The organism is Larsenimonas rhizosphaerae (assembly GCF_026240105.1).
Lineage (GTDB): Bacteria > Pseudomonadota > Gammaproteobacteria > Pseudomonadales > Halomonadaceae > Larsenimonas > Larsenimonas rhizosphaerae.
On the sequence record NZ_JAPIVE010000001.1, the window covers coordinates 879,614 to 893,613 of the forward strand.

General features: G+C 54.9%; 15 protein-coding genes. 13 read left to right on the plus strand and 2 right to left on the minus strand.

Features of this window, described 5'->3' with window-relative positions; all coding sequences use genetic code 11:
* Positions 1 to 184: 184 nt before the first annotated feature.
* The 12 genes from OQ287_RS04120 to OQ287_RS04175 all read left to right on the plus strand — a co-directional run bounded on the left by OQ287_RS04120 (position 185) and on the right by OQ287_RS04175 (position 10,670).
* Positions 185 to 334 (plus strand): hypothetical protein, encoded by a 150-nt coding sequence (locus OQ287_RS04120; protein WP_250936871.1) that lies wholly within the window; start codon positions 185 to 187, stop codon positions 332 to 334.
* A 207-nt stretch (positions 335 to 541) separates the two neighbouring features.
* Positions 542 to 1,807, plus strand: coding sequence for an ATP-binding protein (locus tag OQ287_RS04125; protein ID WP_265895676.1), 1,266 nt, complete (start codon positions 542 to 544; stop codon positions 1,805 to 1,807).
* Between the two features lie 32 nt (positions 1,808 to 1,839).
* On the plus strand, positions 1,840 to 2,379 hold the full coding sequence (locus OQ287_RS04130; protein WP_265895677.1) for a response regulator transcription factor: 540 nt from the start codon (positions 1,840 to 1,842) through the stop codon (positions 2,377 to 2,379).
* A 35-nt stretch (positions 2,380 to 2,414) separates the two neighbouring features.
* Positions 2,415 to 3,239, plus strand: coding sequence for an inositol monophosphatase family protein (locus tag OQ287_RS04135; protein ID WP_250936876.1), 825 nt, complete (start codon positions 2,415 to 2,417; stop codon positions 3,237 to 3,239).
* 119 nt (positions 3,240 to 3,358) lie between these two features.
* Complete coding sequence (locus tag OQ287_RS04140; RefSeq protein ID WP_250936877.1) at positions 3,359 to 3,625, plus strand: GrxA family glutaredoxin; 267 nt, start codon at positions 3,359 to 3,361, stop codon at positions 3,623 to 3,625.
* Positions 3,626 to 3,695: 70 nt separating this feature from the next.
* Positions 3,696 to 5,561, plus strand: a complete 1,866-nt coding sequence (locus OQ287_RS04145; RefSeq protein ID WP_265895679.1) for a monovalent cation:proton antiporter-2 (CPA2) family protein — start codon at positions 3,696 to 3,698, stop codon at positions 5,559 to 5,561.
* Entirely contained in the window at positions 5,548 to 6,387 is an 840-nt protein-coding gene (locus OQ287_RS04150) for a fructosamine kinase family protein (protein WP_265895681.1), read from the plus strand. The genes OQ287_RS04145 and OQ287_RS04150 overlap by 14 nt, the downstream gene beginning before the upstream one ends.
* A gap of 258 nt (positions 6,388 to 6,645) precedes the next feature.
* Positions 6,646 to 7,491 carry an acetyltransferase gene (locus OQ287_RS04155; protein ID WP_322974095.1) on the plus strand — a complete coding sequence of 282 codons (846 nt, stop codon included), beginning with the start codon at positions 6,646 to 6,648 and terminating at the stop codon, positions 7,489 to 7,491.
* On the plus strand, positions 7,434 to 8,294 hold the full coding sequence (locus OQ287_RS04160) for a M23 family metallopeptidase (RefSeq protein WP_265895684.1): 861 nt from the start codon (positions 7,434 to 7,436) through the stop codon (positions 8,292 to 8,294). The genes OQ287_RS04155 and OQ287_RS04160 overlap by 58 nt, the downstream gene beginning before the upstream one ends.
* Before the next feature lie 39 nt (positions 8,295 to 8,333).
* Positions 8,334 to 9,545: a glycosyltransferase family 4 protein gene (locus OQ287_RS04165; RefSeq protein WP_250936884.1), complete on the plus strand. Its 1,212-nt coding sequence runs from the start codon at positions 8,334 to 8,336 to the stop codon at positions 9,543 to 9,545.
* On the plus strand, positions 9,538 to 10,059 hold the full coding sequence (locus OQ287_RS04170; RefSeq protein ID WP_250936886.1) for a phosphatase PAP2 family protein: 522 nt from the start codon (positions 9,538 to 9,540) through the stop codon (positions 10,057 to 10,059). The genes OQ287_RS04165 and OQ287_RS04170 overlap by 8 nt, the downstream gene beginning before the upstream one ends.
* Entirely contained in the window at positions 10,056 to 10,670 is a 615-nt protein-coding gene (locus OQ287_RS04175; protein ID WP_265895686.1) for an alpha-ketoglutarate-dependent dioxygenase AlkB family protein, read from the plus strand. The genes OQ287_RS04170 and OQ287_RS04175 overlap by 4 nt, the downstream gene beginning before the upstream one ends.
* Positions 10,671 to 10,700: 30 nt before the next feature.
* Here OQ287_RS04175 and gcvT read toward each other — a convergent pair whose 3' ends face one another.
* On the minus strand, positions 10,701 to 11,810 hold the full coding sequence (gene gcvT, locus OQ287_RS04180) for a glycine cleavage system aminomethyltransferase GcvT (RefSeq protein ID WP_265895687.1): 1,110 nt from the start codon (positions 11,808 to 11,810) through the stop codon (positions 10,701 to 10,703).
* Positions 11,811 to 11,867: 57 nt separating this feature from the next.
* The gene (locus OQ287_RS04185) at positions 11,868 to 13,211 is read right to left on the minus strand and encodes an alanine/glycine:cation symporter family protein (RefSeq protein ID WP_456152071.1); all 1,344 of its coding nucleotides are present in this window, start codon (positions 13,209 to 13,211) and stop codon (positions 11,868 to 11,870) included.
* 319 nt (positions 13,212 to 13,530) lie between these two features.
* On the opposite strand from OQ287_RS04185, the gene gcvH reads away from it, so the two are divergent.
* Positions 13,531 to 13,923 (plus strand): glycine cleavage system protein GcvH, encoded by a 393-nt coding sequence (gene gcvH / locus OQ287_RS04190; protein WP_250936892.1) that lies wholly within the window; start codon positions 13,531 to 13,533, stop codon positions 13,921 to 13,923.
* The last annotated feature ends 77 nt before the right edge of the window (positions 13,924 to 14,000 follow it).

A 14,000-nucleotide genomic window follows, 5' to 3' on the forward strand; every position in this document is an offset into this window, starting at 1 on the left:
TATATGGGGTAACAATCTTAAAGCAGTCCAGTACATCAGGCACCCCGCCTCAAGTATTTGCTCTTCCAGCCGTAGTCGATTTACATGCTGAAGCCATTTTTTGAGAAAATCTTGTAGTTTTATTTCAAAATCAAATACCTTGGTATACAATAAAGTCAGAATCAACGGGAAAGGAGAGATGCACATGACGGGTGGACACAACATCATGCTGAAGGAAGAGCAGAAAATGCAGGCTCGTCGCCGCCAGGAAGCGCATGAAACCTCATCCTTCGCACCAGAAGCTCATCGCACTGCGCCCCGAACCGAACAGCAGCACCATCTGATGTCACACTGATCACGAAGAGCCGGCACCCGCCGGCTTTTTTTGGATACAACCCTTCCATACACAAGCATTCCTTCCATTTTGCATGCGTCTTGCGCTCCATTATGTAGTCAAACTACAAAAATGGTATCTGACGCAAAATGCCGCAGCATCAAGTTGTCGCAGCACAATGCGCTACCATAAGACTCCACGAATTATCTCGTCCGGGCGATGGAGCTCATGATGTCCAACCAACCGCTGGCCCTTTCAACGCCCAGCCGTAATCTGATCCTTCTTACCGTGGCCCGAGGTATTACATGGACGGGCTTTCTGGTCGCCATTATCTTCGGCATCGAGATACTGAATTTTCAGCTTTATCTGGTGCCTATTTTTGTCACGATTGCCGTGATGGGACTATTCAACGTGGCGACCTGGTGGCGGCTTGGCTGGCCTCGCTCAGTCACCGCCGGCGAATGTCTGGCTCATCTGTTGATCGACATTCTCGGTCTAACCGTGATTTTCTACTTTACGGGTGGATCAAATAACCCGGTCATCACCTATTATCTTGTTCCTGTCACCATCGCGGCTGCGACCCTTCCCTGGCGCTATGCCCTGCTCACCACGGGATGCTGCTTTTCTGCCTATAGCGGACTCATGTGGTTTTACCAGCCGATCCCCGAGCTATCACGCTATATTGCCGGTTCAAGTATCAGTCTTCATGTTCTGGGGATGTGGCTGAATTTCATTCTGTGTGCCAGCCTGATCACCTATTTTGTATTCAAGATGGCGCGCGCTTTGAGGTATCGGGACATGACACTGTCACATACCCGTGAAGCCGCTCTTCGCAATGAACAGATTCTGGCGGTGGCCAGCCAAGCCGCTGGCACGGCACATGAACTGGGCACACCGCTGGCGACCATGGCCATTTTGCTGGGTGAAATGAAGGAAGATGCAGATGATGACCTGCTGCGCAATGACATTGCCCTGTTACAGGGTCAGGTAGAACAATGCAAAAGCCATCTCCGCTCACTGGTGGCCACCGCTGAACGGCGACGCTCAGGCCCTCCTGACAACATGGATGCACGTCAGTATCTGGAAAATGTCATCCAGAAGTGGCTGGTAATCCGTCCCGATGTTACCCACCAGTTTGAATGTAGTGGTAAGCGCCACGCCATCATTCCGACGGACGATACTCTTCAGCAGGCGCTACTGAACCTGTTGAACAATGCCGCTGATGCCAATCCGGCCAGCATTGATATCCAGCTGGACTGGGACAATACACAAGTTACCATTGATATACGTGATCACGGCGAGGGCGTACCGATGGAGATTGCCGATCAGCTCGGACAAACCTTTGTATCTACCAAAAGCAAGGGAATGGGCATAGGGCTGTTTCTAACGCACGCCACCATCAACCGATTCGGCGGCAGCGTCACTCTTTACAACCATGAAGATGGCGGTACGTTGACCGAAGTGGTGCTGCCACGCGTCAACAGCAGTCTATAAGCACTTATCGAACTACAGGAGACGTTTCGGCAATGGCTGACAATATTCCCTTTTTGATCGTCGATGATGATGACCTGTTCAGACAGGTCATGGCACGTGCAATGACCCGGCGGGGCTATCGCGTCATGACCGCTGCCGATCACGATGAGGCCATCGCACTGGCAACGGCGACGCCGCCGGTATATGCCACCCTTGACCTGAAGCTTGAACACAGCTCGGGCCTGCAGCTTCTTCCCGAAATCCTGACCATCAATCCATCCTGCAAGGTCATTATCCTTACCGGCTACTCAAGCATTGCGACCGCGGTAGAGGCTACCAAACTCGGTGCTCACAATTATCTGTGCAAACCAGTCGATGCCGATGACGTTCTAACCGCACTTGGGCGGGCTGACATGGGAGACCCGGACACGGAAATTGCCGACAATCCGCCCTCGATCAATCGACTGACCTGGGAACACATCCAGAAGGTGCTGCAGGAAAACGACGGCAATATTTCCGCGACGGCCCGCAGCCTCGGCATGCACCGGCGCACACTGCAGCGTAAACTGCAAAAACGTCCGGTTCGCCGGTAAACTGCCCCGACACTTCTGGCTTAAGGCGAGCACTCATGTTGCTGAAAGATCGATTGAACAAGGCTGTGGAAATTGCCGAGGAAGCGGGCCGCCGCATTATCGAGGCGCGACAGAACAGTAATTTTGGGCAGCGCTACAAGGATGGGTCGGAACTGGTAACTGATGTCGATGTTGCCGTTGATACCTATATCAGTGGCGCTCTGGATCAATACTTTGGTGATGAAGCACGCCTGTCCGAGGAATTGATGCCCGACAAGGATGCAATTACCGACAGCCGCGCCCTCTGGATCATTGACCCCATCGACGGCACCGTCAATTTTGCCCATGGCCAACGCCACGTCGCCGTTTCGATTGCGTGGGCCGAAAAGGGCAAGGTTCAGATCGGTGTCGTACACGCGCCGTTTCTGGGCGAGACCTTTACCGCAATACGGGACGAAGGCGCCTGGTGCAATAACGAGGCCATCGCCCCCAGGGAATGCAAGCACATTGCCGAGGCACTGGTCGGCACGGGCTTTCCCTATGACAGGGATGCCCGGCTTCCGTTACTGCGGCGATTGCGTGCGGTGCTGGAAAATTGCCGTGATGTGCGCCGTAACGGATCGGCGGCACTGGATCTGTGTGACGTCGCCTGTGGACGGCTGGACGCCTATTATGAAAGCACTTCCCCCTGGGATTTCGCGGCCGGATTATTGATTGCACGAGAGGCCGGTGCACGTACCGGTCATCTTTATCCGTGTCCGGAAGGTATACCGAAAGAGCTGTATGGCGAAAACCTGGTGACCTCAGCGCCTGCCATTTACAGCGAGCTGGCCTCCCTGCTGGAAAAGGCAGACCGCAATATCTTTGATTACGAGCTCTGATATACTTGGTCAATAATCGATGTTGACTGAATTCATTAGTGCTTCGCTACGGATTCAGTCATCCTCGTTTTCAAAATCAATGACACCCCATTGCGGGTCGATGTCCTGCAGGAGTTGGAATGTTTACTGTTATCTTTGGCCGCCCCGGCTGCCCTTTCTGCGTTCGTGCCAAGGACCTGGCTGATGAACTTGCCAGCACGCGCAGTGACTTTACTTACCGTTATATCGATATTCATGCAGAAGGCATCACCAAGGCCGACATGGAAAAAACGATTGGTAAACCGGTAAATACCGTGCCACAGATCTTTGTTGATGAAGCGCATATCGGTGGTTTCACCGAATTCAACGCCTATGTGCAGGAAAACGCCCTTCTCGCAACATCCTGATCCATCAATGAACTGGCGACGAACCGTCGTCACGTTCTAGCATAAGGGCATCGTACACGAGGAACCGTCGATGCCTTTTCTTCTTGAAGCTGCCCTGCTGCTTGGCGCTGCCATTATTGCTGTCCCTGTATTTCAGCGACTGGGACTTGGTTCTATTCTGGGCTACCTGTTTGTAGGTATTCTATTCGGCCCTTCCCTTCTCAAGGTATTTTCCGAACCTGAGGCAGTGCTGCACTTTGCCGAATTCGGCGTAGTGATGCTGCTCTTTGTCATCGGTCTTGAACTGGAGCCCAAGCGCCTGTGGCGAATGCGCCTTCGACTCATGGGACTGGGCAGCGCCCAGATGGTCATCAGTGGGCTGCTGCTGGCCAGCATTGGCTGGCTGCTGCAACTGGAACTGGGGTCATCATTACTGCTCGGATTTATACTGGCGCTCTCCTCTACCGCGTTTGCCTTGCAGGTACTCAACGAGAACAAGCACCTGACCACCGCGCACGGTCAGTCTGCCTTTTCCATGCTGCTCTTCCAGGATCTGGCCGTCATCCCGTTGCTGGCGGTGCTGCCACTCTTTGCGGGCGGTGCCCTGGCCAGTTCCAGCGAACTCGCCATTGGCGTGTTACGCAGTGCCGGTACCGTCATTGCCGCCATTCTGGTCGGACGCTTTATTTTTCCGCGAGTGCTACGCCTGGTCGCACGAAGTGAACTGCATGAAGTGTTCACGGCCGCGGCCCTGTTCATGGTGCTTGCCATGGCTCTGCTGATGGAATGGGCCGGCCTGTCGATGGCGCTCGGGGCCTTTCTGGCAGGTGTATTGCTGGCTGATACCGTCTACCGTCATGAGCTGGAAGCGAATATCGAACCCTTCAAGGGTATTTTGCTGGGGCTATTCTTCATTGGCGTAGGAATGTCCATCAACCTGGTACTGGTCGGCGAAAATATCCTGTTGGTGCTTGCCATTACCGTACTACTGCTGCTTATCAAAACCGCCATTCTGGCCGCCATCGGCTGGTTGACTCGCCTTCCCCGAGCCGAAATACCACCGCTGGCAGCGATACTTTCCCAGGGAGGAGAGTTTGACTTTGTGCTATTGACTGCCGGAGTCAGTGCCGGCGTATTCAGCCAGCGCGTAGCCAGCCTGTGCATTGCCGCTGTAACCATCTCCATGGCATTGACTCCCTTTCTTTATCGGCTTGCCCTGCGCTGGGGGCATTCACTTGCCCCCAAACGTTCCTTTGATACAGCAGACAATGATGAAACACCTCCTGTACTGATTGCAGGTCTGGGGCGTGTGGGGCAAATGATTGCCCGTATTCTCAAACTTCAGGGGATCAATTTCACGGCGCTGGACCCGAACATCAAGCAGGTCGAATTCATCCGCAAGTTCGGCTCGCGCATCTATTACGCAGATGCTTCGCGGCATGATCTGCTCCGCTCCGCTGGTGCCGAGCAGGCGAAGGTACTGGTTATCGCTGTTGATGACCCTCAGGCAACGCTCGACATCGCGCGCATGGCCAAACAACATTTTCCTCATCTCGAGATTTATGCACGAGCACGCAATCGTCATCACGCCTGGCAATTGATGGAGCTTGGGGTGACCCATCTGGTACGCGAAACATTCGGTGCCAGCATGGAAATGAGCGGCGATATTCTGCGTGGTCTCGGGTTTCCCAGCGCCAACGCTGCTGAAGCGGTGCGCACCTTCAGGGATTTCGATAACGAGCTTTTCAGATCCTCCTATCGCCACAGGAATGATAACGACGCCCTGCTTGAGAGCGACCGCGTTGCGATGGACGAACTTTATGCCCTGTTTCAAAAGGGTCAGAAAGCTGATGAAGAGCGCAAGGAGCGCCGTGAAAGGAAACGCCCTCAGGAAGAAAGGACGACCACGGATATACCTCAGGAAACCACTCAAGAGATGTCTCATGATGAGAAGTGACCATCCGGTCTTTGAGGCCCATGATATTCAGCTCATGTCCACATTGACTCCTCTACAGGGCGGAGATATCAGCGAGGTTTATCAGGCAGAAACGCGGCAGGGGCGGATTGTCGTCAAGTTTGGCTTACCCTCTGTTCTTCGGGCGGAAGCGATCGGCCTTGAAGCGCTTCGTCAGGCAGATACTCGCCTGACCGTTCCCTGCTGTCTTGCGCACATGGATGATGCTCTGGTGATGAATTTCATCACACAGAAGCCATCAGGGCCTTTCGGAGCAGCGTTTCTTGGAGAGGAACTTCGTCACCTTCATGCTGGTACACGCCAGCAGCAGCATGGATTCCATGGCACAACCTATGCTGGACCAACACCTCAGGACAACACACTGACACTGGATGGCCGGGACTTTTTGATCGAACGCCGGCTAAAGCCTCTTGCATCACGATGTCATCATCAGGGCTACCTCTCCGAGCTGGACATGCTTGACCTTGCCCAGCTTTATGACGACTTGCCAACATGGCTTGAACATCGCCCTGCCTGCCTTGTCCATGGGGATCTTTGGCATGGCAATGTGCTTTACACGCCTGATGGCGCGGCATTGATTGATCCGGCAGTATACTGGCATTACCCGGATATGGATCTTGCCTTGTTTGAGCTTTTCGCGAGTCCTGCTGAAGCCTTCAGTGAAGCGTACTGGGATGGAAACAAGCCATCGGACTGGCCTGAACGATGTGCTCTCTTTCAGCTATATCCACTGCTCAACCATCTCCACTTGTTTGGTGAAGGTTACCTGGCAAGTGTGCGTAGAGCGCTTTCAAAAGTCATGAATTAATCTCGCTCCGTTATAAACTTTTTCTTTATTTATTTTTTACAAAAAAGATAACGGTATAAATTGAACCATGGAAACTCCTCACGTCTACCAATCTGTTGCTACGCTGATTTCAATGTCTCTGGACGGCAGCGCAGTCGTCGGCTGAACACCATCTACAGCCATGGCTTGCGGGTTGCTTTTAACAGCTGCCACTATGCACAATGCGCTGATAAGTTTCGGCTTTTTCTGGCAAATTTCCGAGGGCGATGGATGTATTTCATGAAAGGCTGTGCCAGCCTGTGCTATCTCGCGATCAATACATTACTGTGTGCGCTGCCCTTTTATTTTCTGGCATTAATCAAGCTTTTAGTGCCCTCAGAGCGCCTGCAGATTCGCTGTCTGGCGGGGCTGAATCGCATCGCGGGCTACTGGATTGATCTCAATAATCTCTGGATTCGACATGTACTGCGTCCTTCCATAGCGTTGACACGCCCGAATGACCTGTCTCCTCACCAGTGGTGGCTGGTTATTTCCAATCATCAGAGCTGGACGGATATTCTGCTGCTTCAACTGGCCCTGCGCCGCCAGGTCCCCGTGCCTCGCTTTTTCATCAAACGCGAATTGATATGGATTCCGGTCATTGGACTGGCCTGGTGGGCACTAGAGTTCCCCTTGATGTATCGCAAGGGTTCTGTCAGTGCCTCACGCAGAGACATGGCAGCAACGCGCAGACTGTGCCAGCGTGCTCGCCATACTCCGGTTGCCATTTACAATTTCGTTGAAGGCACACGCTTCACGCCAGCAAAGAAAGCGGCACAGCACAGCCCCTTCACCCACCTGCTGAAACCAAAGGCTGGAGGTATTGGTGTTGTACTGTCAATGCTGGGGGATCGCTTGTCGGGTATTCTGGATGTCACCCTGGACTATAGTCAGGGATCAAGCCGGTTCTGGGATTTTCTGTGTGGTCGCAGTGGTCTGATCAAGCTGACCATTCACCAACTTCCCGTCGAGCCCTGGATGCATTCTGCCGGGCTGACGGATGTCGAACGCAAACAACGGTTTCATACATGGGTCAATACTCTGTGGCACGACAAGGATCAACGCTTGTCCTCTTCTTCTTCCTGATGGCCACTCTGTTGAGCGGGTGTGCATCAATATCCTCCTCGTCGGGAAGCGGCGGCTGGGTAACCATACAACGTGGTGATACCATGCACCGTCTGGCCAACCGCTATGGCATACCGGTATTGCGGCTCCAACGCTTCAACCCCGGGATCAATGCTCGTGACATGAAGGTCGGACAGCGGCTGATGATGCCGTCACGGCAGGAGCGTGCACCAGGAAGCGGCACTTACCGCTATCAGATAAGGCCGGGCGATACCTTTGGCCGTATTGCAGCACACTTCAACACATCAGCCGCGGCAATAAGTCAGTCGAACCGTCAGGTGAACCCCAGAACCCTGCAGGTAGGCCGCCTGATCAGTGTCCCCGTCTCTGCCTCTACACGTGTGGCCGCAGCTCCCAGATCACGGCCCAGCAACATTACCCTTCCGGCCAGTGCGCACAACTGGCCATGGCCATTGAGAGACGGCCGAGTGACGCGCGAGTTCGGTGAAGATGCCAGAGGCACGCTGCAACCCATGATGTTACTGGCTGGAAATGATCGAACGGCCCGCGCCGTCAGCGCAGGTGTGGTAAAGTTTGCCGGCAATATGCGCCAGTTGGGCAATGTCGTCATTATTCATCACGCCAGTAACATGCAGACAGTGTTTGCCTATTGCGGCACGCCCGACGTTCGGGAAGGACAACAGGTAATGCCCGGCACACCTGTTTGCCGTGTTGCTCCGCGCGAGCAGGCCTCACAACACGCCCTGTTATTCGATATCAGAAAGGCGGGGCATCCGGTCGACCCAAGGCGCGTGCTAAAGTGAGACGTCATTCAATTATCATTTCTTTTACGCGATGCTGTCATGACGACTGAACATACTCTTCAGCAAACGCCATCCGGTCAGGAACCCCCCATGACCAGCATTGCCTTTGTCAGTGAAACCTGGGCACCCGAAATCAATGGCGTGGCCCATACGCTTCATCAGCTCGCCGGTAAGCTGGTCTCGCGTGGCTTCGAGCTGCAGCTGATTCGCCCGGTTCCTCTTGATGGCTCAACCGACCCGGATGTCACTCACGAGCTTCAGGTCCGCTCCATTCCGATCCCTGACTATGAAGGGGTTCGCATGGGAAGACCCTGTTCGCATCGGCTGTCTCGGTTCTGGAAGGCTCATCGCCCTGATGTTGTCTATATCGCCACTGAGGGGCCGCTGGGCCTAAGTGCCCTCAATACAGCGAGGCGCCTTGGCCTTCCCGTTGTCAGCGGGTTTCATACCAATTTTGATCAATACAGTCAGCATTACATCATGCTGAAGGTACTGCGCCCCTTCGTTCGGCCCTTTTTACGCCGCTTTCATAATCGGTCCGCGGTGACGCTGGTACCCACCCGCTTCCAGGCGGATGCCCTGACAAACTACGGCTACAACAATGTTGAAGTCATGGGACGCGGACTGGACAATGAGCGGTTTTCACCCTCACATCGTCGTGCCTCACTCAGGCAGGACTGGAAGGCGAAGGATAATACTCTGGTATTTTTGTACGTCGGCAGGCTCGCTGCCGAAAAGAACATGCCCCTGATGATCCAGGCACTGGAGCAGGTGCATGAGCGGTATCCTGATGTCCGGGCGGTGTTTGTCGGCGATGGGCCCATGAAAAGGGAACTGGAAACCCGTTTGCCCTGGGCCATTTTTGCCGGGTTCAGGGAGGGTGATGAGCTGGCGGCCTATTATGCCAGCGCCGACATTTTCATCTTCCCTTCGCGTTCGGAAACCTTTGGCAATGTGGTTACAGAAGCAATGGCCAGCGGTCTGGCCTGCATTGCCTTCAATTACGCGGCGGCCGGTGAGTTGATTGAGCACGGGCAGGAAGGACAACTGGTCGACTACACTGACGATCAGGGATTTATTGACGCTACGCTTTCATTGGTTGAGGACACGGAGCATGTTCGCCAAATGGGAGAAGCAGCGCGCGAGCGCGTGTTATCACTGACGTGGTCATCCATTTGTGACCAATTTATCAAGTATTTGCATCAGGCACAGGAGGTGAGTGATGCAAGAGCGCAGCTCTCTAATGTTTAAGCGTCTGGATATGCTGGAATGGCGTGCATGCCACAGGCTGTCTCGACTGGGGGCCTACCGCCCTGTCCTCTGGATTTTAAGAATTGCCAGCCGATTGGGAGACTGGCCTGCCTGGGTGTTGCTGTGCTTTTCAATCCCCCTGTTCAAGGGCATGCATGGTTGGCTTCTGGCAGTGGAATTTGGACTGACAGCAGCCGTGGGCGGACTTTTGTACCGGTTATTGAAAAACCGGCTCTGTCGAGAAAGGCCTTATATTTCCTTTGAAATTCCCTGCACGATGCCCCCGCTGGATCGCTACAGCTTTCCAAGTGGCCATACGCTTCACGCCGTCATGTTCACGACACTGACAGCAACGTTTGTTCCTGAACTGTTGTGGGCGGTACTCCCCTTTGCTGCTCTGGTCATTCTTTCTCGCGTCATTCTCGGGCTGCATTACCTGACGGATGTCGCCGCCGGTGCCCTCATCGGGTTCCTGCTGGCCGAGCTCAGTATCATTCTTATTTCCCTGTCGTGACATCACATCGGGTGCTGGAAGACTGGCCCCTCTGGTACCTGCCTGATGCACTGGATGGCACCCGCGCCTGGCAGGTATTCGAGGAGCTTCTGGCACTGCCCCTGTGGGAGCAGCCCGATATCACCCTGTTTGGCAAACGGCACCCCATCCCACGACAACAGATCTGGATGGGTGATCCAGATGCGGCCTACCGCTACTCCAATCAGCAGTTCATACCGGTTGCCTGGCACCCCACGGTGGCGTCCCTGCGAGACGGGATGATCCAGCTTGCTCGTCAGCTATTGCCCGATGCTCCAGCGTTCAATAGCGTATTGTTGAATCACTACGAAAATGGCCAGCACCGAATGGGCTGGCACAGTGACAATGAACCTGAACTGGGTAGCAAGCCTGTCATTGCCTCCCTGAGCCTGGGAGCCACGCGGGATTTTCGGCTCAGACGTGCTGATCCTGCCTGCAGGACACTGACACCCTCGTTCAATATCCCACTGGAGCACGGCAGCGTCCTGTTGATGGGCCCCGGCGTGCAGACAGACTGGCAACATTCACTGCCTCCACGCCAGCGTCATCAATCTCCCCGTATCAACCTTACGTTTCGCCACGTCTTTCGATAAATTTTTCAACGAGCAAGATAACGGTATAAATCAGCGCGCATAACCCGGTGTCACAAATGGAGTGGTCGTTACGGTCATGGCATGCCGCTTGCCTCTCACCTCCGCCCATACCCGAGTTCCCGGCTGGCAAAAATCAACCGGCAGATAGGCCATGGCGATGGGCTTTCCAATGGTCGGTCCAAAACCACCGGAACATACTTCTCCCAGACGAGAATCCTGTTCGCTGTAGAGCTCTGCGCCCTCTCGTACCGGGGCACGGCCTTCTGCAATTAGTCCTACACGCTGCTGGAGATGATCCCTGTTGGCCAGTTGCGTCAATATCACATCGCCACCCGGGAACCCGCCCTCACGTGCGCCGCCCTGCCGCCGTGCCTTGCCAATGGCCCAGGGCAGAGCCGCTTCGATGGGTGTAGTGTGCTCTGTCAGGTCATGCCCATACAGACATAGCCCTGCTTCAAGCCTCAGTGAGTCCCGCGCCCCAAGGCCTGCTGGCGCAACCTGTTCATATGCCAGCAGCCGTTGAGCAAGCTCAACGGCCTGCTCACTCGATACGGAGATCTCGAACCCATCCTCGCCGGTATAACCAGCCCGACTGACCCAGACCGGAATATCCGAAAACGTCATTCGCTGGTGATCCATGAATGTCATGTCTCTGACAGCCGGATTGAAATCCGCCAGCACATCTACCGCTTGCGGGCCCTGAAGCGCCAGTAACGCCCGCTCCTGCATGTCAATGCGCACATCCCCCGATAATCCGGTACGCAATAGCGCCATGTCATTGTCCTTTCGGGACGCATTGACGACCAGATAAAGACAATCACCCTGATTGGCGACCATGAGGTCATCATAAACACCCCCGGTGCTGGTGGTGAACAGGGCATAGCGCTGCCTGCCCTGCGCCAGATCAACAAGGTCGGCACACACCAGTGTTTCCAGTGCCTGTGCGGCTTCATCACCGTAAAGCAGTATCTGCCCCATATGCGATACATCAAACAGACTACAGGCACGGCGCGTATGTTCATGCTCCTGCTTGACGCCCGCAGGATAGTGAACAGGCATATCATATCCAGCAAATGGAACGAACCTGGCCCCCAGCGCCTCGTGTAGAGGATACAGGGGTGTGCGATGTGGTGTTGTCATGAAAGCTCCTGCCATGAAGAAGAGCAGGCCCGTGATTCACGGGCCTGCAGGGTAACGTTATGAGGGTGTATGTGCGGCTTCGCGCGCGAACCATTCTCTGGTCAGTGAAAAGACAACGGGAGACAGCATCAACAACGCGATCAGATTGGGGATTGCCATCAATGCATTGAAGGTATCCGCCAGCAGCCAGATAAAGTCCAGATGCGCCATGGCACCAACAGGAATCGCCAGCACGAACAACACGCGATACACCATGCAGAACCTGGCACCAAACAGGAACTGAAAGCATCGCTCACCGTAATAGGACCAGCCAAGAATGGTCGTGAAGGCAAAGATGGCCAGGGCAATGGCCACAATATAGTCCCCAGGGCCAGGCAGGGTATGGCGAAATGCCATGGAGGTCAGGGCCGCCCCGCTTTCGCCACTCAGCCATTGTCCGGAAGTAATGATGGCCAGCGCCGTAATCGTGCAGATCACCAGCGTATCAATAAAGGTACCGAGCATGGCCACCAGCCCCTGGCGTACCGGATCACTGGTTTGCGCAGCGGCGTGGGCGATCGGAGCACTCCCCAGACCCGCCTCGTTCGAGAAAACCCCCCGTGCGACACCAAATCGAATGGCAGATGCCACGGCCGCCCCGGCAAAGCCACCAGTGGCAGAAGCCGGTGTGAAGGCATGCTCGATGATCAGCCCCAGCGCCGGAATGATTTCATCGGCATTGATGACCAGTATCACGATGCCCGCCAGAAAGTACGCCACCGCCATCAGTGGCACCAGCTTGCCGGCAACAGCAGAAATACGCTTGATACCACCCAGAATGACACTGCCCGCCAGCACCATGATGACAATGCCCGTAAGCCAGGCCGGGATGTTGAATGACGTGAAAAGCGCATCCGCTACGGAGTTGGCCTGCACGGTATTGCCAATACCAAAGGAGGCCACCGTACCAAACAGGGCAAACAATACTCCCAGCCAGGCCCAGTTCCTGCCAAGCCCATTCCTGATGTAATACATCGGGCCACCCACGTGGTTACCCGCTTCATCGGTTTCACGAAAACGTACGGCACATACCGCTTCACTGTATTTGGTGGCCATCCCCACCAGCGCAGTCACCCACATCCAGAATACGGCACCGGGCCCACCCAGGGTAATCGCCGTAGCCACCCCGGCAATATTGCCGGTACCAATCGTGGCGGAAAGTGACGTCATCAAGGCATTGAACGGCGAAATTTCCCCCTTGTCGCCACTGCCGGCCTGACGCCCCTGCCAGAGCATCGAAAATCCGGTTCCCAGACGAAGCACCGGCATCAGGCGCAATCCGGCCTGCAGGAACAGCCCCACCCCCAGCAGCAGAATCAACATGACCGGGCCCCAGACCACACCGTTGATTGACTGTACCATCGCTGTCACTTGTTCCACATTTTATCTCCCTTGTTATTACGTGCCTTATCTGCAACATGACAGTCGTAGCGTTTGCTTCTTCTGGTGCATCACCCCCTGCACCGTCCTTGTCAGCAATACAGCATGGCTGAGAGTGTACTCCAGGGTCATGGTTCTTCAAGAGGGTCTCATTCACAGCCCCACAGGGGCTGGACGTGCGACCCTTTTGACGCCACTCTAGGGTTTCGTCGAGTACACCGGTGCAACACGTCACCACGTGGCACAGCACCTCCCTCGACGAACGCCATTAACGCCCCATGTTTTCAACAGGAAAATAACGATGAGCCAGATTCCCGAGAACCTTCTTTACAGTGACAGTCACGAATGGGTGCTCGACAACGGCGATGGCACGATTACGCTTGGCATCACCGATCACGCCCAGTCCGCGCTGGGTGATGTTGTGTTCGTCGAATTGCCGGAAGTTGGTCAGGCAATTGAAGCAGGCGAGGAGTTCGGTGTCATCGAGTCGGTCAAGGCAGCGTCAGACCTTTACGCCCCCCTGACCGGTGATGTCATTGCCGTCAACGAGAGCCTTGAAGATGCGCCTGAAAGCGTGAATGAAAGCCCTTATGAAGATGCCTGGCTCATCAAGGTCAAACTGAGCGATCAGGAAGAACTGTCAGACCTGCTGTCAGCGACAGCCTACGCCCAGTTGCTGGAACAGGAAGGCTGATACGTCGCCTTCAGGCCCCCGGCCTCGCCGGGGCGCCAGCACAGCATGTTAGACCTGCCTCACCTCCCAACTACACT